This window comes from Aquipuribacter aurantiacus, assembly GCF_051216895.1.
Classification (GTDB): Bacteria; Actinomycetota; Actinomycetes; order Actinomycetales; family JBBAYJ01; genus Aquipuribacter.
On the sequence record NZ_JBPKAO010000001.1, the window covers coordinates 505,991 to 530,304 of the forward strand.

Consider the following 24,314-nt stretch of genomic DNA (forward strand, 5'->3'; position numbering starts at 1 on the left):
AGCCATGACCTGTGTGACCTGTCTGACCGGTGCCCGGCCCTGCCTGGGCCGGCTCGCTCGATCGTCGGGGCGGCGGGCCCGCCGGGTCGTCGTCACAATTGACTATCCGCAGGGCGTGACCGGCGGGCTTGCCCCCTGCATCGATGCCTGTCAATATCGACGCATGTCGAACCAAGAGAGCGCGGCCTGCTGCAGCCCGCTGGCCCAGGAGCCCCTGACCCAGGACTGGGCGGGCGACCTCGCCCGGATGTTCAAGGCGCTGGGGGACCCGGTCCGGCTCCGGCTGCTGAGCATGGTCGCCTCCCACGACGGGGGCGAGGCCTGCGTCTGCGACCTGGTCCCGGCCTTCGACCTGTCCCAGCCGACCATCAGCCACCACCTCAAGGTGCTGCGCGAGGCCGGGCTGATGGAGTGCGAGCGACGGGGGACCTGGGTCTACTACCGGGTCGTGCCCGCCGCCCTCGTGCAGCTGTCCGCGGTGCTCGGGCCGGCCGAGCTCAGCGCGCCCGAAGTCGCGCCCGAAGTCGCGCCCGAAGTCGCGCCCGAAGTCCGGGCCGCCGCGTCCGCCCCGGTCCCCACGGAGGTCACGGCGTGACCGTCCCCGTCACCGTCGACCGCCAGGACCAGGGCGTCGTCGCCAAGCTGTCGACGCTGGACCGGTTCCTGCCGCTATGGATCGGCGTGGCCATGCTCGTCGGGCTGCTGCTCGGACGCGGGGTGCCCGGCCTCGGCGAGGTCCTCGAGGCCGTCACCGTCGACGGCATCAGCCTGCCGATCGCGATCGGGCTGCTGGTCATGATGTACCCGGTGCTGGCCAAGGTCCGCTACGACCGGATCGGCGTGGTCACCGGCGACAAGCGGCTGCTGGCCAGCTCGTTGCTGCTGAACTGGGTGCTGGGCCCGGCGCTCATGTTCGCGCTGGCCTGGATCTTCCTGCCGGACCTGCCGGAGTACCGCACCGGGCTGATCATCGTCGGCCTGGCCCGGTGCATCGCCATGGTCATCATCTGGAACGACCTGGCCTGCGGCGACCGCGAGGCCGCGGCCGTGCTGGTGGCGATCAACTCGGTGTTCCAGGTGTTCGCGTTCGCCGTGCTCGGGTGGTTCTACCTGGACGTGCTGCCCGGTCTGCTCGGGCTGGACCAGACCGGCATCGACGCCTCGCCGTGGGACATCGCGCGCAGCGTCCTCATCTTCCTCGGCATCCCGCTGCTGGCCGGGTTCCTGTCCCGCCTGGTCGGCGAGCGGGCCAAGGGCCGCACCTGGTACGAGGAGCGGTTCATCCCCCGGATCGGCCCGTTCGCCCTGTACGGGCTGCTGTTCACCATCGTCCTGCTGTTCGCCCTGCAGGGGGACCAGATCACGTCCAACCCGCTCGACGTCGCCCGCATCGCGCTGCCGCTGCTCGTGTACTTCACCCTGATGTGGGGCGGCAGCTTCGCCCTGGGGGCCGCCCTCGGCCTGGGCTACGAGCGCACCACCACGCTGGCGTTCACCGCGGCCGGCAACAACTTCGAGCTGGCCATCGCCGTGGCCATCGCCACCTTCGGCGTCACGTCGGGCCAGGCCCTCGCGGGCGTCGTCGGCCCCCTCATCGAGGTGCCGGTGCTCGTCGGCCTGGTGTACGTCAGCCTCGCCCTGCGACGACGGTTCACCCAGCGCCCGGACCGCGCCGCCCCGGACCACGGTCCTGCCGGTGGTCCCGCCGGCGACCCCGCCGGCCGACCGGCCGGCCACCCCGTCAACACGGAGAGGACACCGTCATGAGCAACGCACCCGAGGACATCCGCGAGACCGTGCGGGCCCGCTACGCGGAGGCCGCCACGAGCACCAGCTGCTGCGGCTCGGCCCCGGCGGACCTCGCCACCGACGCCTCCGGGGCCGCGGTGTTCGGGGCGGCGCTGTACTCCGGCGACGACGCCGACGAGGCCGCGCTGGCCGGGTCGCTCGGCTGCGGGGTGCCGACGGCCGTGGCCGACCTGCACCCCGGTGAGACCGTCCTGGACCTGGGCTCCGGCAGTGGTGGCGACGTCCTCCTCTCGGCCCGTCGGGTCGGGCCCACCGGACGCGCCATCGGGCTCGACATGACCACCGAGATGCTCGACCTGGCCCGGGCGAACGCCGCCGCGGCCGGTGTCACCAACGTGGAGTTCGTCCAGGGCTACCTGGAGGACGTGCCGCTGCCCGACGACGCCGTCGACGTGGTCATCTCCAACTGCGTCCTCAACCTGGCGGCCGACAAGACCGTCGTGCTCCGCGAGGCCGCCCGCGTGCTGCGTCCCGGGGGACGGCTCGCGTTCTCCGACGTGGTCGCCGACGAGGACATGGACGAGGCGACCAAGGCCGACATGGCCGCCTGGACCGGCTGCATCGCGGGTGCGCTGACCGAGTCCGAGCTCAGGTCCGCGCTCGCCGCGGCCGGCTTCGTGGACCTCGAGGTGCGGCCCACCCACCGGGTGCACAGCCACGCCCAGGCCGCCGTCATCCGGGCGGTCCTGCCCGCCGCCGGGACCACCGGCCCGGAGCCGGTCGCCCCGGCACGGAGCGTCGTCGAGGTCTACGACCCGGCGATGTGCTGCTCGACCGGGGTCTGCGGGCCGGCGGTGGACCCGACGCTGGCCCGGTTCGAGTCCGACCTCCGCTGGCTCGCCGACCAGGGGGTCGACGTGACCCGCCACAACCTGGCCCAGGACCCCGGCGCCTTCGTGGCCGCCCCGCTCGTGGCGGCCGTCCTCGCCTCCGGCGGTGAGGACGCGCTGCCCGTCGTCATGGTCGACGGCCGGCTGCGCTCCTCCGGCAGCTGGCTGTCCCGCGAGGACCTCGCCGCCGCCGTCGGCCTGCCGGCCCCGGGCGGCCCGGTCGTGGTCGGGGCCGACCTGCTGCCCCCGACCGAGGCCTGCTGTGCGCCTGCCGACGGCCCCGCGGCACCCCCGGCCGGTTGCTGCTGATGGCCGTCGTCGGCATCCCCGGGCTGGTCGCCTCGACGACCACCCGGTTCCTGTTCCTCACCGGCAAGGGCGGGGTCGGCAAGACCTCGACCGCCTGCGCCACGGCCGTCGGGCTGGCCGGTCTGGGACGGTCGGTGCTCCTGGTCAGCACCGACCCGGCCTCCAACCTGGCCGAGGTGCTCGGCCAGCCGGTGGGCCGGACCGCGACCCCCGTCACCGGGGTGGCGGGGCTGTCCGCGCTCAACGTGGACCCGGAGGCCGCGGCCGCGGCGTACCGGGAGCGCGTGATCGGCCCCTACCGAGGGGTGCTGCCCGACAGCGCCGTGGCGCGGGTCGAGGAGCAGCTCTCGGGGGCGTGCACGGTCGAGATCGCCGCCTTCGACGAGTTCACCACGTTGCTGACCGACGACGCGGTGGCGTCCGGCTACGACCACGTCGTGTTCGACACCGCGCCGACCGGGCACACCCTGCGGCTGCTGGCCCTGCCCGCGGCGTGGTCCACGTTCATCGGCGACGGCACCGGGACCTCCTGCCTCGGCCCGCTGTCGGGCATGGTCACCCAGCGGGACCGCTACGCCAGGGCCGTCGCGGCGCTGTCGGACGCCGCGGCCACCACGCTGGTCCTCGTCGCCCGACCGGACACGGCCTCGCTGGCCGAGGCGGCCCGCGCGTCCACGGAGCTGCGCACGCTGGGCCTGGGTTGCCAGCGACTCGTCGTCAACGGCCTGCTCAGCGCGACCCCCGGCGTCGAGGACCCCCTCGCCGCCGCCCTGCACGCCCAGGCCCGCCAGGCCCTGGCCGGCGTGCCCGCCGCGCTGGCCGACCTGCCCCGCACCACCGTCGAGCTGCGCACCGTGAGCCCGGTCGGGCTGGACGCGCTGCGGGACCTGGCCCAGGGCCGGGCCCCCGCCCCGGTCGACGGCGCGGGCCCGGTCGACCTCGTGCTCGGGTCGCCGTTCGAGGACCTGGTGGGGACGCTGGCCGCGCCGGGTGCGGGACTGGTCATGACCATGGGCAAGGGCGGCGTGGGCAAGACCACCGTCGCCGCGGCCGTCGCCCTGGCCCTGGTCGAGCGGGGCCACCGGGTGCACCTGACCACCACGGACCCTGCCGCCCACGTCAGCGAGGCGGTCGGCGAGGCCGTGCCGGGGCTGCGGGTGTCCCGCATCGACCCGGTGGCCGAGACCGCCGCCTACACCGCCGAGGTCCTGGCCACCGCCGGCGCCGAGCTGGACGAGGACGCCCGAGCGGTCCTGGCCGAGGACCTCGCGTCGCCGTGCACCGAGGAGATCGCCGTCTTCCACGCGTTCGCGCGGACCGTCGCGGAGGCGCAGGACGGCTTCGTCGTCGTCGACACCGCCCCGACGGGGCACACCCTGCTGCTGCTGGACGCCGCCCGCACCTACCACCGCGAGCTCGCCCGCCAGACGGGGGCGATGCCCGAGCACGTCCTGAGCCTGCTGGACCGGCTGCGTGACCCGGCCCGGACCCACGTCCTGCTCGTCGCCCTTCCCGAGGCGACACCGGTGCACGAGGCGGCGCACCTGCAGGCGGACCTGGCCCGCAGCGGCATCACGCCCGCGGCCTGGGTGCTCAACCAGAGCCTGGCCGCCGCGCGACCCACCGACCCGGTCCTCGCCGCCCGGGCCGCCCAGGAGCACCGCTACCTGCTGGAGGCCGACGGGCTCGGCGCCAGGCTGGTCGTGCTGCCACGGGTGACCCGGTCGCCGGTGGGTCCCGAGCAGCTGCGCGCCCTCACCGCCTCGCCCGTACCCGCCTGATCAGGAGGAGCCCTCGTGCCCACGCCCCCGTCCGTCCTGTTCGTCTGCGTCAAGAACGGCGGCAAGTCCCAGATGGCCGCCGGCCTGATGCGCAAGGCCGCGGGCGCCGCGGTCGTCGTCGACTCCGCGGGCACGCGGCCCGGCGCCGCGGTCAACGGCCTGTCCCAGGAGGTGCTCGCCGAGGTCGGCGCGGACATGGGCGGTCAGGTCCCCAAGGCCGTCACCGAGGCGATGCTGCGCGCCGCCGACGTCGTGGTCCTCGTCGGCCCGGAGGCCCAGGTCGAACCGGTCGAGGGCACGCGGTTCGAGACCTGGGTGACCGACGAGCCGTCGGAGCGGGGCATCGAGGGCATCGAGCGGATGCGGCTGGTCCGCGACGACATCGCCGCCCGCGTGGCCGACCTGCACGCGAGGCTGCTCGCCGGGTGACCCGCTGACGGGTCGGTGCCTCAGGCCGCGAGCGTCTGACGGCTCGCGCGCTCGCTGCGGGTCGCCCAGGCCGGGTCGACGCCGAACGCGTCCACCAGCTCGACGGCGTGCGGGCGGAGCTCGGCGCACAGCCGGTCGACGTGGTCGGTGACCGCGCGGGCGTCGGCGCGGCTCAGGCGACCGTGGGTGAGGAACCAGGCCAGGTCCTCCTCGACGCGGGACAGCACGAACAGGTCGCGCACCTGCGCCAGCACGGCAGCGGTCCCGGGGTCCTCGCAGCGTCGGACCCGGTCCTCGAACGCCGTGACCAGGAGCCGGTCCACGTGGGCGCGCCCGAGGGTCTGCATGTGGTCCTGGACCGTCGACGCCGCGGCGGCCGGCGTCGCACCGGCGGCGACGGCCCCCCGCAGCCGACGGGCCAGGGAGTCCAGGACGTGGTCCTCGCGGTCGCCCAGCAGGGCCACCTGGGCCCGGGGGTCTAGCAGCCGGGCGCGCAGCGGTGACCGCACCCGGTCCGACGCGCGGGTCCGCAGCGAGCGCAGCACGGTGCGCGCCCGCCCGAGCGGGCTGCGGGCCCCCGCGGCGTAGGCGGTCAGCAGGTTCTTGGCCACCAGCTGCATGAGGACGGTGTTGTCGCCCTCGAAGGTGGTGAACACGTCGGTGTCGGCGCGCAGCTCGGGGATGCGGGAGCTCGCGAGGTAGCCGCTGCCGCCGCAGGACTCCCGGGCGGTCTGCAGCGTGCGGGCGGCGTTCCAGGTGGACCCGGCCTTGACCGCGGCGGCGTCGGTCTCCAGCCGGCGGACGTCGTGCTCGCCGAGGGTGCCGACGTGGGAGCGCTGCAGGTCGTCCTTGAGGTCGTCCTGGGCGAACGTGAAGGCGTAGGCACGCGCCACGGCGGGCAGCAGCTTGCGCTGGTGCGAGGGGTGGTCGAGCAGGCGGACCTCCTCGCCCGTCGTCGGGTCGGTGAACTGACGACGCTCCTGGCCGTACCGGACGGCGACGTCGAGGCCGACCTTGGTCGCGCTGATCCCGGCCCCGCTGATGCTGATCCGGCCCCGGACCAGGGCGCCGAGCATGGTGAAGAAGCGCCGGTTCGCCGACTCGATCGAGCTGGAGTACGTCCCGTCCGGGGCGACCTGGGCGTAGCGGTCCAGCAGCGCGTCGCGGGGCACCCGGACCTGGTCGAAGGCGATCCGACCGTTGTCGACGCCGGCTAGACCGGCCTTCGGGCCGCAGTCGGTGATGGTGACGCCGGGGACGGCGCCGCCGGCCTCGTCGCGGATCGGGACGAGCAGGGCGTGCACCCCGTGGTCCTCGCCGTCGGCCACCAGCTGGGCGAACACGACCGCGAGGCGGCCGTCGCGGCCCGCGTTCCCGATGTAGTCCTTGCGGGCGGACTCGTCGGGGGTGTGCACGACGAACTCCTCCGCGGCCGGGTCGTAGACCGCGGTGGTCCGCAGGGACTGCACGTCGGAACCGTGCCCGGTCTCGGTCATCGCGAAGCAGCCCGGCAGGGTGAAGTCCATGATCGAGCGCAGGTAGCGGTCGTGGTGGGCCTTCGTGCCGAGCGCCTGGACGGCGCCGCCGAACAGGCCCCACTGCACGCCCGCCTTGACGGTCAGCGACAGGTCGCCCATGCCGAGCATCTCGAAGGCCGCCACCGAGGCGCCGACGTCGTCGTGGCCGCCGTAGGCCGCCGGGAAGCCCAGCAGCTGGTGCGGGGTACGGGCGACCTGGGCCATGGCCTCGCGCACCCAGGTGCGGTGGGCCTCGTCGTCGGCGTGCAGGCGGGGGGTGAACCAGTCGGCGTCGTGGACGGCGCGGATCTCGTCACGCAGCGCGTGGTGCGGTCCGTCGAGGACGCGACGGAGGGCGTCGGCGTCGATGCCGGTGCTGGTCACGGTGCTGGTCACGGTGCTGCTCACGTCGGTGCTCGTGGTCCCGCTCACGTGGGTCTCCTTGGTTACGCCTGCGTAGGTTACTGAAGAGTAACCCAGCAGTTCCGCCGGCGCCATGCCGGCCACCCGAGTGGTTGTGGACGAGGCCCGCGAGGCGACGTCGTCCCGGGGCAGGGCGGTGACGTGCGCCGGGAGGAGGAGCACCATGGCGGCTGTGACGGTGATGCCCCCGTGAGGGCGGTTCGAGCGGCCGTTCGCGGTGCAGGTGCAGCCGTCGGCGTTGGTCCGTCGCCGCTGAGCGTCCTCAGCGGGCCTCGGCCCAGGACCGGACGGTCGACACGTCGAGCGGGAAGTCGACCGGGAAGTCGCCGAACAGCAGCCGACCGGCCTCTTCCGCGGCCGCCCGGACCGCGACCTCGACGTCGGGGGCCAGGTGGAGCGGGCAGTGCACCACCACCTCGTCGTGCAGGAACAGGACCAGGTGCGGGCGGTCGGTCACGAGCCCGTCGCCCAGCGCCCACAACCGGTTGCGCAGGCGCGCCAGCCAGGCCAGCGCCCACTCCGCGGCCGTGCCCTGCACCACGAAGTTGCGGGTGAAGCGGCCCCAGGCGCGCTGGTCGCGGGCCTCGGCCTCGACGTCGCGGGGCCGGTCCTCCGCGTCCAGGGTCCAGCTGCCGGTCGGGACGGGCGAGCCCCGACCCAGCAGGGTGCGCACCACCTCGCCGCGCTCGCCCGCCCGGGCGGCGTCCTCGACGCAGCCGATGGCGGCGGGGTACGCCCTGCTCATCCGGGTGATCATGCGTCCGCTCTCGCCGCGGGTGCCGCCGTACATCGCGCCCAGCATCCCCAGCTTGGCCTCCGACCGGGTGGCCACGGCGCCCGTCCGGACCATGCCCTCGTACAGGTCGGAGCCGCGTCCGGCGTCGGCCATGGCCAGGTCGTGGCTCAGACCCGCGAGCACGCGCGGCTCGAGCTGCGCGGCGTCGGCGACCACGAGGCACCAGCCGTCGTCGGCCACCACCGCAGGGCGCAGCGGCGCCGGGATGGTCAGGGCACCGCCGCCGCGGGAGGCCCATCGCCCGGTGACCACGCCTCCGGGCACGTACTCCGGACGGAACCGGCCCGCCTCGACCCAGGTGTCGAGCCAGTGCCAGCCGTTGGTGCTCAGCAGGCGCGCCAGCTTCTTGTACTCCAGCAACGCCGGGATGCCGGGGTGGTCCAGCCGCTCCAAGGTCCAGGAACGGGTGTCGGTCACCTCCAGGCCCGCCGCGCGCAGGGCCGGCAGCAGCGACGCCGGCGAGTCCGGGTTGAGCGTGGGCGCGTCGAAGGCGTCCCGCGTCTGCTGCAGCAGACGCTCCAGGCCCGCGGGGTGCCGGCCCGGGCCCGGTCGCGGCCCGAGCATCTGCTCCAGCACGGCCAGGTGGACGTCGGCCCGCCACGGCAGCCCGGCGTGGGTCAGCTCGGCCGCGACGAGGGCACCCGAGGACTCGGCCGCCAGCAGCAGCCCGAGACGCGCACGGTGCTCGCCGGCGGCCAGCGTCCGCTGCTGCCGGACGTGCTCGGCCAGGGGGTCCAGGTCGTCGACCTCGTGGCCGTCGAACAGGGCGCCCTCGGTCGCGGTCACCGGCGGCAGCGAGTCCCACCTGGCGGCCTCGGCGGCCTCGTCGGCTCGGGGGCCGTCGCGGTCCGGAGCCGGCGCGACGAGCGGGGAGCGACGGAGCAGCTCGTGCTGCAGCCGCAGGTCGGCGCACCGCTCCACCCGGATGCCGGCCCGGAGCAGGTCGGGGTACCAGCGGGCCGTGTCGTCCCAGGTCCAGCGAGGACGGTCGGCCTCCTGCCCGCCGACGAACGCCGGCAGGTCCTTCGTCGCCACCTGCGTACGGCGGGCGACCCTGGCCCCGTCCAGCTCCAGGGCCTCGACCCCGTCGTCGAGGCGTCGCAGCAGCAGCCGCCGGACCTCGGGCGCGGCGCCCCGGGAGTCCGTCACAGGCTCAGTGTGCGGCCCGCCCCCGACAGCCGGTGCGGGGAGGTGGGCCGATCGGGCCACACCAGGACCTTGGTCCCTGGTGGACGGACGCCACGGCTCAGGAGGCCGGTGCCCGGTGCCGAACACCCGTTGTGAGCCCGACCGTCGGGCTCGTGAGAAGTCAGACAGGTCGTGCAGAAGATGGTGTCTCGGTTCCGGCGGGTGAAGGTGAGCACCAGGCTGCTCGTCCTGGTCGTGGCGGCGGTGGTCGGCATGGCTCTGGTGGCCGTGATCGGGGCGTCCCAGGTCCGCAGCACCATCGAGCGCGAGCAGCAGCGCCAGGCGCAGTCCGCGGTCGAGACGGCGCTGGGCGTCGTGGCGTTCTTCGGCGCGCAGGAGACGTCGGGGGTGCTGACCCGGGAGCAGGCGCAGCAGGGCGCGCAGGACGCGCTGCGTGAGGTCCGCTACGCCGGCGAGGAGTACTTCTGGATCAACGACATGAACCCGACGATGGTCATGCACCCGGTGAAGCCCGAGCTGGACGGCGCCGACCTGACGGAGAACGAGGACCCGAACGGCAAGCGGCTCTTCGTCGAGTTCGTCGAGGTCGTGGAGGCCGACGGGGCCGGGTTCGTCGACTACATGTGGCCCAAGCCGGGTGAGGAGGCCCCGCAGCCCAAGATCTCCTACGTCGCCGGCTACGAGCCGTGGGGCTGGGTCGTGGGCTCGGGCGTGTACGTGGCCGACCTGGACGGCGCCTTCCGCGCCGAGCTCATCACGCTGCTGCTGTGGTCGCTGCCGGTCGTCCTGGTGACGGCCGGGCTGTCGCTGCTGGTGTCCCGCAGCATCAGCCGCCCGCTGCTGGCCATGACCGAGGTGCTGAGCACCGGCGACCTGGGTCGTCGCCTCGCCCCGCCGGACGCCGACGGCCGCGGCAACGAGCTCGACCGGCTGGCCGCGGCGATCGACGGCACCCTGGTCAAGGTGTCCGACGTCGTGGCCGGGGTCACGGCGGCGTCGACGCGGCTGGGGGAGTCCGCGAACAGCCTGTCCGAGACGAGCCAGGTCATCGCCGGGACCGCCGAGCGGTCCACCACGCAGACCCACGAGGTCACCGCGGCCGCCGAGGAGGTCAGCTCGGGGATGGACGCCGTCGCCGCCGGGGCCGAGCAGATGGGCGCCTCCATCCGCGAGATCGCCCACAACGCGACCGAGGCCGCCCGGGTGGCCTCGACCGCCGTGTCCGCGGCCGAGAGCGCCAACCAGACCGTGTCCCGCCTGGGGGAGTCGTCGGTCGAGATCGGCAACGTCGTCAAGGTGATCACCGCGATCGCCGCCCAGACCAACCTGCTCGCGCTCAACGCCACCATCGAGGCCGCCCGGGCCGGTGAGGCCGGACGCGGGTTCGCCGTGGTCGCGAGCGAGGTCAAGGAGCTGGCCCAGGAGACGGCCAAGGCCACCGAGGACATCACGCGCCGCATCGAGACCATCCAGGGCGACACCGCGAGCGCCGTCGAGGCGCTGGGGACGGTGACCGGGATCATCTCCGACATCAACAGCTACCAGACCACCATCGCCTCCGCCGTCGAGGAGCAGACCGCGACCACGGGCGAGATGAGCCGCTCGATCCACGGTGCCGCGTCCAGCGGGCGCTCGATCGCCGACCTGGTGGCCGAGGCGGCCCGGGGCTCGGCTGAGACCCGGGACGGCGTCGAGGCGATCCAGGCCGCGGCCGACGACCTGGTCGTCACGGCCCGCGAGCTGCAGGACTCGGTGGCCGACTTCCGCCGCTGAGGCCCGAGGCCGACCGCACCGGCGCCGCGGGTTACGGTCGACGGGTGCCCGACACCGCCCGTCCGGACGTGAGCCCGCCCCTGGTCCCAGCCGCGACCCTGCCCGTGAGCCCGCCCGCCGAGCAGGGGGTCGACGCCCGGGGCGTCACCGCCTTCGTCGACGCCGTCGAGCAGCTGCCCGACGTGCAGGTCCACGGCCTGGTCGTCCTGCGCCACGGTCACGTCGTCGCGCGCGGCGCGTGGGCGCCCTACCGCCCGGACACCCTCAGCCGGGTCTACTCGGTGTCCAAAGGCGTTCACGACCACGGCGCTGGGCCTGGCGGTGGCCGAGGGCCTGGTCGGCCTCGACGACACCGTGCTGAGCTACTTCCCGGAGCTGGACGCCGACGTCACGGACCCGCGCAGCCGCTCGCTCACCCTGCGACACCTGGGGAGCATGTCCGCCGGGCACCTCACCGAGGCGCTGGAGCCGGCGTTGGCGCTGGACCCCGAGGACCTGGTCCGCGGGTTCCTGCGGCTGCCGCCCGAGCGCGAGCCGGGCACGCACTTCGCCTACAGCCAGCCCTGCACCTACACCCTGGCGGCGGTCCTGCAACGCGTCACCGGGCAACGGCTGAGCGACCACCTGCGCCCGCGTCTGCTCGACCCGCTCGGCATCGGGCCCGTCGCCTGGCAGCAGGACCCGCCGGGACGTGACATCGGCTACTCGGGCCTGCACGCCGGCGTCGACGCGATCGCGAACCTGGCCCAGCTGTACCTGCAGCGGGGGCGGTGGGCGGGGGAGCAGCTGCTGCCCGAGTCCTGGGTCGAGGAGGCCTCGCGCGTGCAGGTCGGCACCCCCGACGAGGAGGACCCGGACTGGCGGCTGGGCTACGGCCTGCAGTTGTGGCGGTCGCGGCACGGCTACCGCGCCGACGGGGCCTACGGCCAGCTCGGGCTCGTGCTGCCCGACCAGGACGCCGTGGTGGCGCTCACCTCGGAGTGCGACTCGGTCCAGCCGCTCCTGGAGGCCGTGTGGACCCACCTGCTGCCGGCGCTGTCCGACGGCGCCCAGGTGTCCACCGACGCCGACGAGGTGCTGCTGCGGCGGTTGGCCGGGCTGCGGCTGCCCGCGGTCGAGGGTGCGGTGGCGCCGGCCGACCCGGACGCCTGGGACGGCGTCGAGCTGCGGGCGGGGAGCGGCAGCTCGACGCAGGCGCCCGCGCCGACGTCGGTGCTCGTCAGCCGCGCGGGCGAGAGGTGGGAGGTGGTCCTGCGCCACGGCGACCAGCGCCTGACGATGGTCGTGGGTGGGGTCGGCTGGTCGAGGGACGAGGCGCCCGTCGTGGACGACGACGGCCGGGAGGTGACCCGCGTCCCGATGGCCACCAGCGTCGGCTGGACGCCGGACGGGACGCTGGCCGTGGATGTCGCCCTGCTGCAGACGCCCCACACGCTGCGCCTGCGCGGCTCGTCGGAGACCGCGCAGGTGGACGTCCGCTGGGTGACCCCGCCGCTGTGGGCACCGCGGCTGTCGGACCTGGCTGCCCCGTGGGACCCCGCGCCCGGGCCCGGCCTCAGCCGGGCCTGAGCTCGCGGGCGCCGACGACCTCAGGAGTCGCGGGCCTCGACGGCGGTGTCCGGGTTGTCGCTGAAGACGCCGTCGACCCCCAGGGAGTAGAAGAGCTCGTACTCCGCGAACGCGTCGCCGTAGGCGGTCGGGTCGGTGCCCACGCGCAGCTCGACGGGCAGGAACGTGTTCTCGTTGCGGAACGTGTAGGGCACGACGCGCAGGCCGCGGGCGTGCGCCCGGTCGACCAGGTCGGTCGGCGCGGCGAGGGTGCCTCCCGCCGTGCGGGGGACGATCCGGTTCTTGTCCGGCCCGATCCAGTCGGCGTAGCGCGAGATGCCCCGCAGCCCCTGGTCGGTGAGCAGGTCCGCGTAGGTCTCGGTCCGGCCGGCGGCCACGTAGTCGTACGGGGCCCCCCTGCCCGCGACCAGCTGCACGAGCTGGACCCGGGTCATCCGGTCCAGCTCCTTGAGGTTGGCGGTCTCGAACGACTGGACCACGACCGGCGCCCCGGGCGTGCGCAGCCCGGCCGCCTCCAGCGAGCGCACCAGCGGCTCCTCCAGCGACAACCCGATGGAGTCGAAGTACGTGGGGTGCTTGGTCTCCGGGGCGACGCCGATCCGGCGCCCGGTGCGCTCGGACTCCTCCCGGGCCAGCTGCAGCACCTCGTCGAAGGTCGGCACCTGGTAGCGGCCGTCGTACAGCGTGTTGCGCTGCCGGATCGCGGGGATCCGCTCGACCGCCCGGAGCGTCTTGAGCTCGGCCAGGGTGAAGTCCTCGGTGAACCAGCCGGTGTAGGAGACGCCGTCCACGACCTTGGTGGTCCGGCGGTCGGCGAACTCGGGCTTCTGCGCGACGTCGGTGGTGCCGGAGATCTCGTTCTCGTGGCGGGCCACGAGCACCCCGTCGCTCGTGGGGACCAGGTCCGGCTCGATGTAGTCCGCGCCCATGGCGATGGCCAGCCGGTACGCCTCCAGCGTGTGCTCGGGACGGTAGCCGCTGGCCCCGCGGTGGCCGAAGACGAGCGGGTCGCCCGCGGTGGCCCGGCCTGGACCGGGTGCGATGCCGGGGCTCGTGCCGGCGCCGGCGGGCGCGGAGAGCGTGAGGGTGGTGGCGACGAGGGCGGCGGCGCCGAGCAGGGCGACGAGACGGTGACGGCTGCGCACGAGGACTCCTGGGGCCGAGGGCGGCGGACGCCCCAGTCAAGGCCCGTCACGGGGGAACGCACAACGGACGGCAGGTGAACTCCTGCCGTCCGCTGCCGGTCGGCCACCCTGGGTCGTCGGTGGGTCGTCACGGCGTGGTCGTCGTAGCGTGGAGACGTGGAGCCCCTGATCACCCCGGACGGTCGCTACCTGGTGGTCCGGGGTCGGTTGTGGCGCACGTCGGACCCGTCGTTGCCGGCGGCCGAGCGGGAACGCCTGACCCGCGAGCTGATGACGGCCCGGCGCGACAAGGGCACCGCCATGAGGTCCGGCGACGACGCCGCCCGTGAGGACGCCCGGGCCCGGGTCGACGCGGCCAAGCACGCCCTGGGGGAGCGCGGCCCGGTGTGGTGGGACGGCGGTGCCCCGGACCTGACCCGGCGCATGGCCCGGACGACGGACTACGCGGACTGGTTCGCCGAGGTGGACCCGGACCGGTCCTGATCGACGCGTCGCCTCAGGCGACGCCGCCGACGGCCGGCCGGTGGTCGGAATGCTCTTGCCGAGGTGCTGAACGCGCGTTTAGTCTACTGAACATGAGTTCAGCCCCGACGGTGCAGGCCGACCTGACGGCGCGGGCCCGGATCCGGGACGCAGCGGTGCTGAGCTTCGCCGTGCACGGTTTCGGGGTGGGGCTGCGGGCGATCGCCAAGGACGCCGGGGTCAGCGCCGCGTTGATCGTCCACCACTTCGGGTCCAAGGACGGGCTCCGCGCCGCGTGCGACGAGCACGTGCTGGGGGCGATCCGGGACGCCAAGACCGAGGCCGTCACGGGGGCCACGGTCTCGAGCCTGTTCGCGCAGCTGGTCGCCATGGACGACTACGCGCCCCTGCTCGGCTACGCGCTGCGCAGCCTGCAGGCCGGCGGCGACCTGGCCCGGGACTTCGTGGACCACTTCGCCGCCGATGCCGAGGTCTACTGCGCCGCGGGGGTCGCGGCGGGGACCATGGTGCCGAGCCGGGACGAGAAGGCGCGGGCGCGCTACCTGACGGTGATGGGGTTCGGGGCGCTGCTGCTGGACCTGACGCTCCACCCGCCGCAGGACCCCACGGACCTCGAGGGGATGCTCCACGGCTACCTGGAGCGCACGGCCCTGCCGTCGGTCGAGCTGTTCACGCACGGCCTCATGACCGACAACACCATCCTGGACGCCTACCTGCTCTACATCGGCGACCCGCCCGCCCCCGGTGCGTCCGGCGGCCCGGAGCATCCCTCGCCGCCGACCCCACCCACCCGGGAGTCCCAGACGTAGAGAGGTCCCAGCATGAGCACAGCGACCAGCACCGACCCGGTCATCGACATCCGTTCCCTCAGCAAGTCCTTCGGCGCCGTCCGCGCCCTCGACGAGCTCGACCTGCAGGTCGTGCCCGGTGAGGTGCACGGCTTCCTCGGGCCGAACGGCTCCGGCAAGTCGACCACCCTCCGCGTCCTGCTGGGGCTGCTGCGGGCCGACACCGGCACGGCCCGGCTGCTCGGGGCCGACCCGTGGCGCGACGCCGTCCGGTTGCACCGACGGCTGGCCTACGTGCCCGGTGACGTCAACCTGTGGCCCCGGCTCACCGGGGGCGAGGCCATCGACCTGTTCGCGAGCCTGCGCGGCGGGGTCGACCGCGCCCGCAAGGCCGACCTGCTGGAGCGCTTCGACCTGGACCCGACGCGGCGCACCCGGACCTACTCCAAGGGCAACCGGCAGAAGGTCGCCCTGGTGTCGGCCCTGGCCAGCGACGTCGAGCTGCTGCTGCTGGACGAGCCCACGTCGGGCCTGGACCCGCTGATGGAGCTGGAGTTCCAGCGCTGCGTGAGCGAGGCGGCCGCGCGGGGGACCACGGTCCTGCTGTCCAGCCACATCCTCGCCGAGGTCGAGAAGCTGTGCGACCGCGTGACCATCATCCGCGCGGGCCGCGCCGTGCAGACCGGGACGCTGGCGGACCTGCGGCACCTGACGCGCTCGTCGGTGCGGGTCGTCACCGGGTCCGACGCGGGCGCCGTGGCGCACCTGGACGGGGTGCACGACTTCGAGGCGGACGGCCGCACCCTGCAGTTCACGGTCGACGACGTCGCCCTCTCCCGGGTCGTCGGTGTCCTGGCCCCGGCCGACATCCGCAGCCTGGTCATCACCCCGCCCACGCTGGAGGAGCTGTTCGTCCACCACTACGGCGTCCACGACGCCGACGTCCACGCGCCCACCGAGCCCGTCACCGCCGGCGGTGCGTCGTGAGCACGCTGACCCGCCCCCGACCGGTCGCCGCCGCGCCCGCGGCGCCCGACGCCCGTGAGGCGTTCACCGGCACGGGCCGGCTGCTGCGGTTCGCCCTGCGGCGCGACCGGGTCCGGATCCCGCTGTGGGCGCTGGGCGTGGGCGGGCTCATCGGGTACTTCGGCGTCGTCCTCCCTGTCGCCTACCCCGACCCGACCGCGCTGCAGACCCGGGCGGCGCTGATGGGCGACCCGGCCGGGGCGTTCATGACCGGACCGGGGTACGGCCTGGCGGACTACACCTTCGGCGTGCTGGTCGCCAACGAGATGCTGGGGATGCTCGCCGTCGCCGCCGCGCTGATGTCGATCTTCCTCGTGACCCGGCACACCCGCGCCGAGGAGGAGTCCGGCCGTGCGGAGCTGGTCCGCGCGGGGGTGGTGGGTCGGCTCGCGCCGCTGACGGCGGCCCTGCTGACGCTGCTGGTGGCGAACGCGGCCGTCGCCGCCGCCCTGCTCGCCGCCCTGGTCGGCAACGACCTGGCAGTCACCGACTCCGCCGCCGTGGCGCTGGGGGTCGCCGTCGTCGGCCTCGTCCTGGGTGCGGTCACCGCCGTCACGGCCCAGCTGGGGGAGTCGACCCGGTCCTCGTCCGGGATGGCCGGCGCGGTCCTCGCGCTGTTCTACGTGCTGCGCGGTGTCGGTGACGCCCAGCAGACCGGCGGCAGCCTGCTGTCCTGGCTGTCGCCCGTCGGGTGGGTGCAGCAGACCCGCGCGTTCGTCGACCTGCGCTGGTGGCCGCTGCTGCTGGGGGTGGCGCTCGCGCTGCTGCTGGTCGCCGCGGCCTACGCCCTGGTCGGTCGCCGCGACGTGGGAGCCGGGCTGCTGGCCGCCCGCGGCGGACCGGCGGACGCCAGGGCGGCGCTGCTCAGCCCGGTCGGCCTCGGCTGGCGGCTGGAGCGGACGTCGGTGCTGTGGTGGTCGGTCGGGATGGCGGTCATGGCCCTGCTGACCGGGTCGCTGGCCCAGGGCATCGTCGACAGCTTCGAGTCCCAGCCGCAGCTGGCCGAGGTCTTCGGCGAGCAGGGCGGGGCCGACGTGCTGGGGGCGACCATGGCGGCGTTCCTGGGGTTCTTCGCGATGGCGGTCACGGTCTACGCGGTCGTGTCCACCAACCGGCTGCGCCGCGAGGAGACCGAGGGACGCACCGGGGCGGTGCTGGCCACCGGGGTCGGTCGACACGCCTGGCTGGGTGCGTCGGTGACCGTCACGACGCTGGGCGCGACGGTCCTGCTGCTGGTCAACGGGCTCGCGCTCGGGGTCGGCGTCGCGGCGTCCGTCGGCGACGTGTCCCTGGTCGCCGAGCTCACGCTCGCGTCCGTGGTCCACCTGCCGCTGGTGCTGTGCTTCGTCGGTCTGGCCGCGCTCGGGTACGGCCTGCGGGCTGCGACCTGGTGGGTCTGGCTGGTGCTCGTGGGCTCGATCGTGGTGGGGCTGTACGGGCCGTTGCTCGACCTGCCCGACGTCGTGCTCGACGCCGCCCCGTTCGGCCTGGTGCCCGCGGTGCCGGCCGAGGACCTGGACGTGGTGCCGCTGCTGGGGATGGCCGGGGTGGCGGCCGTCCTGCTGCTGGCGGCGGCGGCGACGTTCCGTCGCCGGGACCTGACGGCCTGACCGGTCGTCGTCAGCGGCCCAGCAGGGCCGTGGTCGTCTCGTCCCGGTGGCCGGCGAAGTACCGCTCGAGCACGGCCGTGAACCGGGGCTCGTCGGGGTCGGCGGCAGCGAACACCGTCATGGACGAGCGCAGCTTGAGGGCGTCGACGTCCCCCAGCAACGCGACCGGGTCCGCCCCGGGCCCCGCGAGCAGGGCGTCGACGCACTCGAGCAACCGCGGCCCGAGCACCGGGTGCCCCAGGTACCGACGGGCCTCGTGCAGGTCGGCCAGGGCGTAGTGCCGGGCGGTGGCGCTGCGGCCGAGCCCGGCCAGCTGCGGCAGCACGAACCACATCCAGTGCGTGCGCTTGCGGCCGGCCCGCAGCTCCGCCAGCGCCGCGGCGTACGTGCCGTCGGCGTCCTGCGCGTCGACGAACCGTCGCAGCGGGTCGGGGCCCTCGGTGCCGGCCACGGTGCTCAGTCGATCCCCACGACGCCGCCGACGTCGTCGAACACGCCCTCCGGCGTCGGCAGCGTGGCCCACCGGTCGACCGGCCAGATGCGCAGCACGGCCCGACCGACGACGTTCTCGAGCGGGACGAACCCGTCGCCGAAGTCGGCCTGCAGGGCGCGCGAGTCGTTCGACACCGAGCGGTGGTCACCCATCACCCAGAGCCGGTCCGGCGGGACCTCCACGTCGAACTCCGTCAGGCTCGGCTGCTCGCCGGGGAACAGGTAGGGCTCGTCGATCGGCACCCCGTTGACCAGGACCCTGCCCTCGGCGTCGCAGCAGGCGACGGTGTCACCCGGCATGCCCACCACGCGCTTGATGAGGTGCGTGCCCGAGTCCGCCGGCAGCAGCCCGACGAAGGTCCCGGCGCGCTGCAGCAGGTTGGGGTCCGCGACCGGCGTGCTCAGCCACTCGTTGGGGTCGACGAAGACGACCAGGTCGCCCCGCTCCATGGTCAGCGGGCCCGGCTCGAGCTTGCTCACCAGCACGCGGTCCTGCACCAGCAGCGTGTTCTCCATCGACGGGGACGGGATGGAGAAGGCCTGCACCAGGAACGTCTTGACGAGGACGGCGACGACCAGGGCGACGGCCACGGTCGCCAGCAGCTCCAGGGCCTCCCGACCCAGCCGACGGCCTCGGCCGCCGGGCGCGTCGGGGCGGGGCGTTGCCGCCGAGTCAGTCACGCCGTTCCTCTCACCCGCCGTCGTCCGTCGGGCGCACGCTACCGGGGCCGGCCGGGTGCGACGGTCACGGCCTCCCGGGGCGCGCCCGAAATTTCTTGACAACCAGTCACAACTATTAGTTACTCCGCACATGACTTCTCGCCCCGGTGTTGCCCGCAGGACCCTGCTGACCTCGGCCGCCGCAGCGGCCGGCATCTCGATCGCGGGAGGGTCGACGACCTACGCTGCCGCGTCCGCTGCTGGGGGCGCGGCCGCCTCCGCCTCGGCCCGACCGGACCGGGCCGCCACGACGCAGACCCCCGACCGGGTGCTGCGCGGGATGCTGCGGGAAGTCGACCCCGCTCGGATCGAGGCCATCGTGGTCGCCCTGGCGGCCTTCGGCACCCGTCACACCCTGTCCAGCCAGACCGACCCGGTGCGGGGCATCGGCGCCTCGCGGGACTGGATCTTCGCCCGGATGCAGGAGATCGCCGCGACGTCGGGCGGGCGGATGACCGTCGAGCTGCAGTCCTACGTGCAGCAGCCCGCCTCGCGCATCCCCGTGGCGACCACCATCACCAACGTCGTCGCGACGCTGCGCGGCTCGGTCACCCCGGGGCGCGTGTACGTCGTGTCCGGGCACTACGACTCCCGGGCCACCGACGTCGACGACTTCACCAGCGACGCGCCGGGAGCCGACGACGACGCCTCGGGAGTGGCCGCCGTCATGGAGATGGCCCGGCTGATGGCGACTCGTGAGCCCGAGGCGACCATCGTTTTCGCCGCAGTCGCGGGTGAGGAGCAGGGGCTCTACGGCGCCCGGTACATGGCCACGCAGCTCAAGGCCGCGGGCGCCGACGTCCAGGCCATGTTCACCAACGACATCATCGGCAGCGGCACGGGCGACAGCGGTGTCCCCGACCCCCGGACGGTGCGGCTCTTCGCCGAGGGCGTCCCGACATCGGAGACGAGCCAGCAGGCCAACCGGCGCCGCTCCGTGGGGGGCGAGAACGACTCCGCGACCCGACAGCTGGCCCGCTTCGTCGAGGACGTGGCCCAGCGCCCCGCGACGCCGATGGACGTGCGAGTGATCTATCGCCGTGACCGCTACCTGCGCGGCGGTGACCACATCCCGTTCCTCGAGCAGGGCTACCCGGCGGTCCGGTTCACCGAGCCCGAGGAGGACTTCGACCACCAGCACCAGGACGTCCGGGTCGAGGACGGCGTCCAGATCGGCGACCTGCCCGAGTTCTGCGAGTGGGACTACATCGCCGACGTCACCCGCGCGAACACCGCCGCCCTGTGGACCCTGGCCACCGCTCCGGGCACACCTCGCGGGGTGCGGCTGCTGACCAACCGCCTGACCAACGAGACCGACATCGTGTGGACCCGGGGCGCCGACCCCGACCTGGCCGGTTACCAGGTCGTGTGGCGCGAGACGACCGAACCCCGCTGGACGAACCTGGTGCCGGTGGGCGACGTCACGGCCGTCACCCTGGACATCTCCAAGGACAACGTGTTCTTCGGGGTGCGGGCCGTGGACCGGGACGGGCACGCGAGCCCGGTGGCGTTCCCGGCCTGACGCAGGGGCCGGCCCGCCACCCGGTCCGCGGTCCCGGGCACCCGCCGGGACCGGAGTGGGGTGCCCGTGGTGCCCTCGCGCCCGCCGACGTCGATATCGTTGTCGGAACCGGCCCGTCCGGCCGTGCGACGGCTGACCGGAGGTCGTCCGCGCCGTCGCAGGACGGCTCCACCACCGAGGAGCAGACCAGTGCCCAGCGCCCAGCTGACCATCGCCCGCGACTTCACCGTCGGGCCCGTCCCGCCGAGGCTGTTCGGGTCCTTCGTCGAGCACATGGGTCGGTGCGTCTACACGGGCCTCTACGAGCCGGGCCACCCGAGCGCCGACGCGGACGGGCTCCGGCAGGACGTGCTGGACCTGGTCCGCGAGGTCGGCCCCACGGTGGTCCGCTACCCCGGCGGCAACTTCGTGTCCGGCCACGACTGGGAGGACTTCGTCGGACCGCGCGAGGACCGGCCCCGCCGCCTCGACCTGGCCTGGCGCACCATCGAGACCAACGAGTTCGGGCTGTCGGAGTTCGTCCGCTGGGCGCGCAAGGCCGACGTCGAGCCGATGATGGCGGTCAACCTGGGCACCCGCGGGGTCCGCGAGGCCCTCGAGCTGCTCGAGTACGCCAACCACCCCGGCGGCACCAGGATGTCGGACCTGCGCCGCGCCCACGGTGACGCCGACCCGTTCGACATCAAGCTGTGGTGCCTGGGCAACGAGATGGACGGCCCCTGGCAGGTCGGTCACAAGACGGCCCACGAGTACGGCCGCCTCGCCGCGGAGACCGCCCGCGCCATGCGGCTGGTCGACCCGTCCGTCGAGCTGGTCGCCTGCGGCAGCTCCGGACGCGGGATGGCGACGTTCGGCGAGTGGGAGCGCGTCGTCCTCGAGGAGACCTACGACGTCGTCGACCACGTCTCCGCGCACGCCTACTACGAGGAGCACGAGGGACCGTCCGGGTTGGCGGACTTCCTGGCCTGCTCGGCCGACATGGACGCCTTCATCGACGACGTCGTGGCCACGGCCGACGCGGTCAAGGCCCGCGGGCGGCACCGCAAGCAGATGACGATCTCGTTCGACGAGTGGAACGTCTGGTACCTGAGCCGTCACCAGCGGACCGACATCGCGCAGGGCCGCAGCGGGTGGGACGTCGCGCCCCGGGTCATCGAGGACGAGTACTCGGTCACCGACGCCGTCGTCGTCGGGACCCTGCTCCACTCCCTGCTGCGCCACGCCGACCGGGTGGCCATCGGCTGCCAGGCGCAGCTGGTCAACGTCATCGGCCTGCTGCGCAGCGAGCCCGGCGGGGCGGCCTGGAAGCAGGCGTCCGCCCTGCCGTTCGAGCAGGTCCGTCGGCACGCCCGCGGCGAGGTGCTGCAGGTGCTCCACAGCGGGGACCGGCACGAGAGCCCCACCTACGGCGACGTGCCCGTCGTCGACGGCACCGCCACCTGGGACGAGGAGTCCGGCACGCTCGCGCTGTTCCTGGCCAACCGGGACGCCACGGACACCTCGACCGTCGAGGTGTCCGCCCTCGGCCTGCCGCCGTTGCGGGTCCTCGAGGCCCAGGTGCTGGCCGCGCCCGAGGACGGTGACCGTCACGCCGCCAACACCGCCGACCTCCCCGACCGTGTCGGCCTGCGCCCGCTGACGGGCACGGTGGTCGAGGGATCGACCGTGCACCTGCGGCTGCCGGCGCTGTCCTGGTCCGTGGTCCGGCTCGTCGCGGCCTGAGCGGCGTCGACGTCACCCCGCCTCAGGCGGACAGCGGGAGCCCGCGCTGGTGCATCTCGGCCTGCAGGAGACGGCCCAGCGAGGCTCCTTCGACACCGGTCAGGGCGACGGCCTCGCGGTAGGTGTGCTCACCGTGCAGGCACAGCGCCAGGACCGCACGGGAGCGGGCCGCAGCCGCCAGGGGGCGTGGCGCCGCGCACCGGCGGTAGGTGGCGACCGCCAGCTCGTGACGGACGGAGCGGGGGCCCGACCGGCCCGCGGGCCCCGGTCCGCACGCGTCGACCACGACGTCCACGACGGCCTCCTCGGCCGCCGCCCCGTCACCGAGGACACCCCGGGAGAGCGCGTAGAGGGCGCTCGCGTGCCGGTCGTAGAGCGAGGCCACCGAGTCCCCGTCGCCGGAGCGGGCCAGACGCAGCAGGCGTCGGTCCTCGCCGTCGTGGTCGCGGCGACCGGCCCCGGCCGGACCGGGGACGTCCGGCGGGTCGGCCGGCGCGCTCGTCCCCCGTGTCACGGCCCCACCGTCCCCTGTCACGGCGGTACGCACAAACCGAGGCGTCCCCGTCAGCCGTACGGGCGTACGGGCGGTCGGGCGAACGGCACTAGGTTGCTGCGCGTGATCTGCCCCGGCCGTCGTCCCCTCCCGTGCCCCGGCCCGGGGACGAGGCCATGAGGGTCGGGATCCTCGTGTTCGACGAGGTCGAGGTGCTGGACGCCTGCGGCCCCTTCGAGGTGTTCGCCACCGCGACCCGCGTCCACGCCCGGCTGCACCCGGACCGGGCGCCCCTGCTCGAGGTCGTGCTGGTCGCGACGTCGACGGAGCGGCCCGTCGTCGCGCGCGGCGGTCTGCGCCTCAGCGCGGACCACACGCTGACCGACCACCCGCCCCTGGACGTGGTCCTCGTCCCGGGAGGGGTGACGGACGCCGTCGAGCGTGACCGGCAGGTCCTGGACTGGCTGGCGGCCGGGCCGGAGTCGCAGCTGCTCGCATCGGTCTGCACGGGGGCGTTCGTCCTGGCCGAGGCCGGGCGGCTCACCGACCAGCGCGTCACCACCCACTGGGACGACGTCGCCGAGCTGCGTCGGCGCCACCCGCGCCTCACCGTCGTGGAGGACGTGCGGTGGGTGGACGACGGTGTGCTCACCTCGGCCGGCATCTCGGCCGGGCTCGACCTGGCCCTCCACCTCGTCGAGCGGCTGGCGGGGCGCGACGTGGCGCTCGGGACCGCGCGGCTGATGGACTACGCCTGGTCGGAGGACGTAGCCCGGTAGGCCGGTCTCTCGGGCGGCGACCACCGCTGCGCCGGTCGTGCCTCTACCGGGGGGTGGCCGGATGTGCGAGCATCCCGCCACGGTGGGCGTGGGTGCACCCCGCACCTGGATCCTCCGCCGCGGCGTTCGCGCTCGCGGGCCGAGGAGGCGACGTCGTGCTCATCATCGGGATCCTGCTGTGGGGGATGATCGCCGGGGCCGCGGCCTGGCTGGTCCTGGGACGGGGCAAGGTGTCGTGGCCCGAGGCCTTCGTGGCCGGTCTGCTCGGCTCGTTCGTCGGTGGGCTCGGCGCGAGCCTGCTGGCCGGCGACGGCCTGGCGCTGCGTCCGAGCGGCCTCGTCGGCAGCGTCGTGGGTGCGGTGGTCGTCCTGCTCGTCTGGGGCTGGTGGACCCGGTCCAGGCAGGCCCGCGCCTGAGCGGGCCCCGAGGCGTCGGCCGCCTCAGGCGAAGAGCGGGGGCAGCACGAACAGCATCACCGAGGACCACGTCACGTGGGTCAGGACCGGCGCGAGGATCCCGCCGCTGGCCCGGCGCTGCAGGCCCAGCACGACGCCCAGCACCAGGGCGGCGAACACGAGCATGACGTTGCCGGTGGCGACCGTGGCCACCCCGTAGACCAGGGTCGAGATGAGGACGGGGCGTCCGCGGCCGATGGCTGCGAACAGCCCGCCGCGGAAGAAGATCTCCTCCGCCACGCCGTTGACGAGGGTCACCGCGGCGATGAGCGGCAGGTAGCCCTCGCTGGCGTGGGCCAGGACCTCGTCGACGTACCCGGCCAGGGGCGGCACCTGCCGGACGACCAGCGCCCCGACGGCGAAGGCCGCCGCAGCGGCCAGGCCCAGCAGGATCGGGCTGAGCACCGGTCGGCGGAGCTCGCCGCGGGAGGGCGTGCGGCCCAGGTGCAACGGGCCGGACAGCAACCCGCCCACGACCCAGGTGAGGGCGACGAGCATGGTCCAGCCGTAGAACGCGGGGTCGCCGGGTTCCCGGCCGAGCGACACCGCCAGCAGCGCGGCCCCCACCACCAGCACGACGGCGACGACGACGCGGCGGCGTCGGAACTCGCTGTCCGGCTGGGTGTGGTCGCGCTCGACCTTGGTGACCAGCGCGGAGTCGACGACCCCGCGCAGCCGCTGCGTCCAGCCCACG

General features: G+C 74.4%; 22 protein-coding genes. 15 read left to right on the top strand and 7 right to left on the bottom strand.

Annotated features, from left to right (window positions below; all coding sequences use genetic code 11):
• Positions 1 to 163: 163 nt before the first annotated feature.
• The 5 genes from ACR80Q_RS02430 to ACR80Q_RS02450 are packed head-to-tail and all read left to right on the top strand — an operon-like array spanning position 164 to position 5,158.
• Positions 164 to 595: an ArsR/SmtB family transcription factor gene (locus ACR80Q_RS02430; protein ID WP_435375949.1), complete on the top strand. Its 432-nt coding sequence runs from the start codon at positions 164 to 166 to the stop codon at positions 593 to 595.
• A complete protein-coding gene (gene arsB, locus ACR80Q_RS02435; RefSeq protein ID WP_435375950.1) occupies positions 592 to 1,767 on the top strand; it encodes an ACR3 family arsenite efflux transporter in 1,176 nt (391 codons plus the stop codon). The genes ACR80Q_RS02430 and arsB overlap by 4 nt, the downstream gene beginning before the upstream one ends.
• Positions 1,764 to 2,948 carry an arsenite efflux transporter metallochaperone ArsD gene (gene arsD / locus ACR80Q_RS02440; RefSeq protein WP_435375951.1) on the top strand — a complete coding sequence of 395 codons (1,185 nt, stop codon included), beginning with the start codon at positions 1,764 to 1,766 and terminating at the stop codon, positions 2,946 to 2,948. Before arsB ends, arsD begins: the two co-directional genes overlap by 4 nt.
• A complete protein-coding gene (gene arsA / locus ACR80Q_RS02445) occupies positions 2,948 to 4,729 on the top strand; it encodes an arsenical pump-driving ATPase (RefSeq protein ID WP_435375952.1) in 1,782 nt (593 codons plus the stop codon). The genes arsD and arsA overlap by 1 nt, the downstream gene beginning before the upstream one ends.
• Positions 4,730 to 4,744: 15 nt before the next feature.
• Positions 4,745 to 5,158 carry an arsenate-mycothiol transferase ArsC gene (locus ACR80Q_RS02450; protein ID WP_435375953.1) on the top strand — a complete coding sequence of 138 codons (414 nt, stop codon included), beginning with the start codon at positions 4,745 to 4,747 and terminating at the stop codon, positions 5,156 to 5,158.
• A gap of 20 nt (positions 5,159 to 5,178) precedes the next feature.
• On the opposite strand, the gene ACR80Q_RS02455 is transcribed toward ACR80Q_RS02450, so the two are convergent.
• Both ACR80Q_RS02455 and ACR80Q_RS02460 read right to left on the bottom strand, forming a co-directional pair.
• A complete protein-coding gene (locus tag ACR80Q_RS02455; RefSeq protein WP_435375954.1) occupies positions 5,179 to 7,107 on the bottom strand; it encodes an acyl-CoA dehydrogenase family protein in 1,929 nt (642 codons plus the stop codon).
• A gap of 253 nt (positions 7,108 to 7,360) precedes the next feature.
• On the bottom strand, positions 7,361 to 9,043 hold the full coding sequence (locus ACR80Q_RS02460) for a bifunctional 3'-5' exonuclease/DNA polymerase (protein ID WP_435375955.1): 1,683 nt from the start codon (positions 9,041 to 9,043) through the stop codon (positions 7,361 to 7,363).
• A gap of 207 nt (positions 9,044 to 9,250) precedes the next feature.
• On the opposite strand from ACR80Q_RS02460, the gene ACR80Q_RS02465 reads away from it, so the two are divergent.
• Together ACR80Q_RS02465 and ACR80Q_RS02470 are read left to right on the top strand one after the other, a co-directional pair.
• Positions 9,251 to 10,816: a methyl-accepting chemotaxis protein gene (locus tag ACR80Q_RS02465; protein ID WP_435375956.1), complete on the top strand. Its 1,566-nt coding sequence runs from the start codon at positions 9,251 to 9,253 to the stop codon at positions 10,814 to 10,816.
• A 321-nt stretch (positions 10,817 to 11,137) separates the two neighbouring features.
• Complete coding sequence (locus tag ACR80Q_RS02470) at positions 11,138 to 12,385, top strand: serine hydrolase domain-containing protein (RefSeq protein WP_435375957.1); 1,248 nt, start codon at positions 11,138 to 11,140, stop codon at positions 12,383 to 12,385.
• A 20-nt stretch (positions 12,386 to 12,405) separates the two neighbouring features.
• Here ACR80Q_RS02470 and ACR80Q_RS02475 read toward each other — a convergent pair whose 3' ends face one another.
• Entirely contained in the window at positions 12,406 to 13,530 is a 1,125-nt protein-coding gene (locus ACR80Q_RS02475; protein WP_435375958.1) for a glycerophosphodiester phosphodiesterase, read from the bottom strand.
• A 156-nt stretch (positions 13,531 to 13,686) separates the two neighbouring features.
• Here ACR80Q_RS02475 and ACR80Q_RS02480 point away from each other — a divergent pair, with 156 nt between their 5' ends.
• From ACR80Q_RS02480 to ACR80Q_RS02495, 4 genes are all read left to right on the top strand, one after another.
• Positions 13,687 to 14,013: a biopolymer transporter Tol gene (locus tag ACR80Q_RS02480; RefSeq protein WP_435375959.1), complete on the top strand. Its 327-nt coding sequence runs from the start codon at positions 13,687 to 13,689 to the stop codon at positions 14,011 to 14,013.
• Positions 14,014 to 14,105: 92 nt separating this feature from the next.
• Positions 14,106 to 14,822 (top strand): TetR/AcrR family transcriptional regulator, encoded by a 717-nt coding sequence (locus tag ACR80Q_RS02485; protein WP_435375960.1) that lies wholly within the window; start codon positions 14,106 to 14,108, stop codon positions 14,820 to 14,822.
• Positions 14,823 to 14,834: 12 nt separating this feature from the next.
• Positions 14,835 to 15,788 carry an ABC transporter ATP-binding protein gene (locus ACR80Q_RS02490; RefSeq protein ID WP_435375961.1) on the top strand — a complete coding sequence of 318 codons (954 nt, stop codon included), beginning with the start codon at positions 14,835 to 14,837 and terminating at the stop codon, positions 15,786 to 15,788.
• The gene (locus ACR80Q_RS02495; protein ID WP_435375962.1) at positions 15,785 to 17,437 is read left to right on the top strand and encodes an ABC transporter permease; all 1,653 of its coding nucleotides are present in this window, start codon (positions 15,785 to 15,787) and stop codon (positions 17,435 to 17,437) included. The genes ACR80Q_RS02490 and ACR80Q_RS02495 overlap by 4 nt, the downstream gene beginning before the upstream one ends.
• Positions 17,438 to 17,447: 10 nt before the next feature.
• On the opposite strand, the gene ACR80Q_RS02500 is transcribed toward ACR80Q_RS02495, so the two are convergent.
• Positions 17,448 to 17,888, bottom strand: coding sequence for a DUF1810 domain-containing protein (locus ACR80Q_RS02500; protein WP_435375963.1), 441 nt, complete (start codon positions 17,886 to 17,888; stop codon positions 17,448 to 17,450).
• Between the two features lie 5 nt (positions 17,889 to 17,893).
• A complete protein-coding gene (gene lepB, locus ACR80Q_RS02505; RefSeq protein ID WP_435375964.1) occupies positions 17,894 to 18,610 on the bottom strand; it encodes a signal peptidase I in 717 nt (238 codons plus the stop codon).
• Positions 18,611 to 18,740: 130 nt separating this feature from the next.
• Here lepB and ACR80Q_RS02510 point away from each other — a divergent pair, with 130 nt between their 5' ends.
• Together ACR80Q_RS02510 and arfA are read left to right on the top strand one after the other, a co-directional pair.
• The gene (locus tag ACR80Q_RS02510; RefSeq protein ID WP_435375965.1) at positions 18,741 to 20,171 is read left to right on the top strand and encodes a M20/M25/M40 family metallo-hydrolase; all 1,431 of its coding nucleotides are present in this window, start codon (positions 18,741 to 18,743) and stop codon (positions 20,169 to 20,171) included.
• Positions 20,172 to 20,360: 189 nt separating this feature from the next.
• Positions 20,361 to 21,893 (top strand): arabinosylfuranosidase ArfA, encoded by a 1,533-nt coding sequence (gene arfA, locus ACR80Q_RS02515; RefSeq protein WP_435375966.1) that lies wholly within the window; start codon positions 20,361 to 20,363, stop codon positions 21,891 to 21,893.
• Between the two features lie 22 nt (positions 21,894 to 21,915).
• Here the strand turns inward: arfA and ACR80Q_RS02520 are convergent, their stop codons facing one another.
• The gene (locus tag ACR80Q_RS02520; protein ID WP_435375967.1) at positions 21,916 to 22,407 is read right to left on the bottom strand and encodes an RNA polymerase sigma factor; all 492 of its coding nucleotides are present in this window, start codon (positions 22,405 to 22,407) and stop codon (positions 21,916 to 21,918) included.
• Between the two features lie 155 nt (positions 22,408 to 22,562).
• Between ACR80Q_RS02520 and ACR80Q_RS02525 the strand changes: the two genes are divergently transcribed.
• Complete coding sequence (locus ACR80Q_RS02525) at positions 22,563 to 23,165, top strand: DJ-1/PfpI family protein (RefSeq protein WP_435375968.1); 603 nt, start codon at positions 22,563 to 22,565, stop codon at positions 23,163 to 23,165.
• Between the two features lie 92 nt (positions 23,166 to 23,257).
• Positions 23,258 to 23,581 carry a GlsB/YeaQ/YmgE family stress response membrane protein gene (locus tag ACR80Q_RS02530; RefSeq protein ID WP_435375969.1) on the top strand — a complete coding sequence of 108 codons (324 nt, stop codon included), beginning with the start codon at positions 23,258 to 23,260 and terminating at the stop codon, positions 23,579 to 23,581.
• Between the two features lie 24 nt (positions 23,582 to 23,605).
• Here the strand turns inward: ACR80Q_RS02530 and ACR80Q_RS02535 are convergent, their stop codons facing one another.
• Positions 23,606 to 24,313, bottom strand: a complete 708-nt coding sequence (locus ACR80Q_RS02535; protein WP_435375970.1) for a CPBP family intramembrane glutamic endopeptidase — start codon at positions 24,311 to 24,313, stop codon at positions 23,606 to 23,608.
• Between the last annotated feature and the right edge of the window lies 1 nt (position 24,314).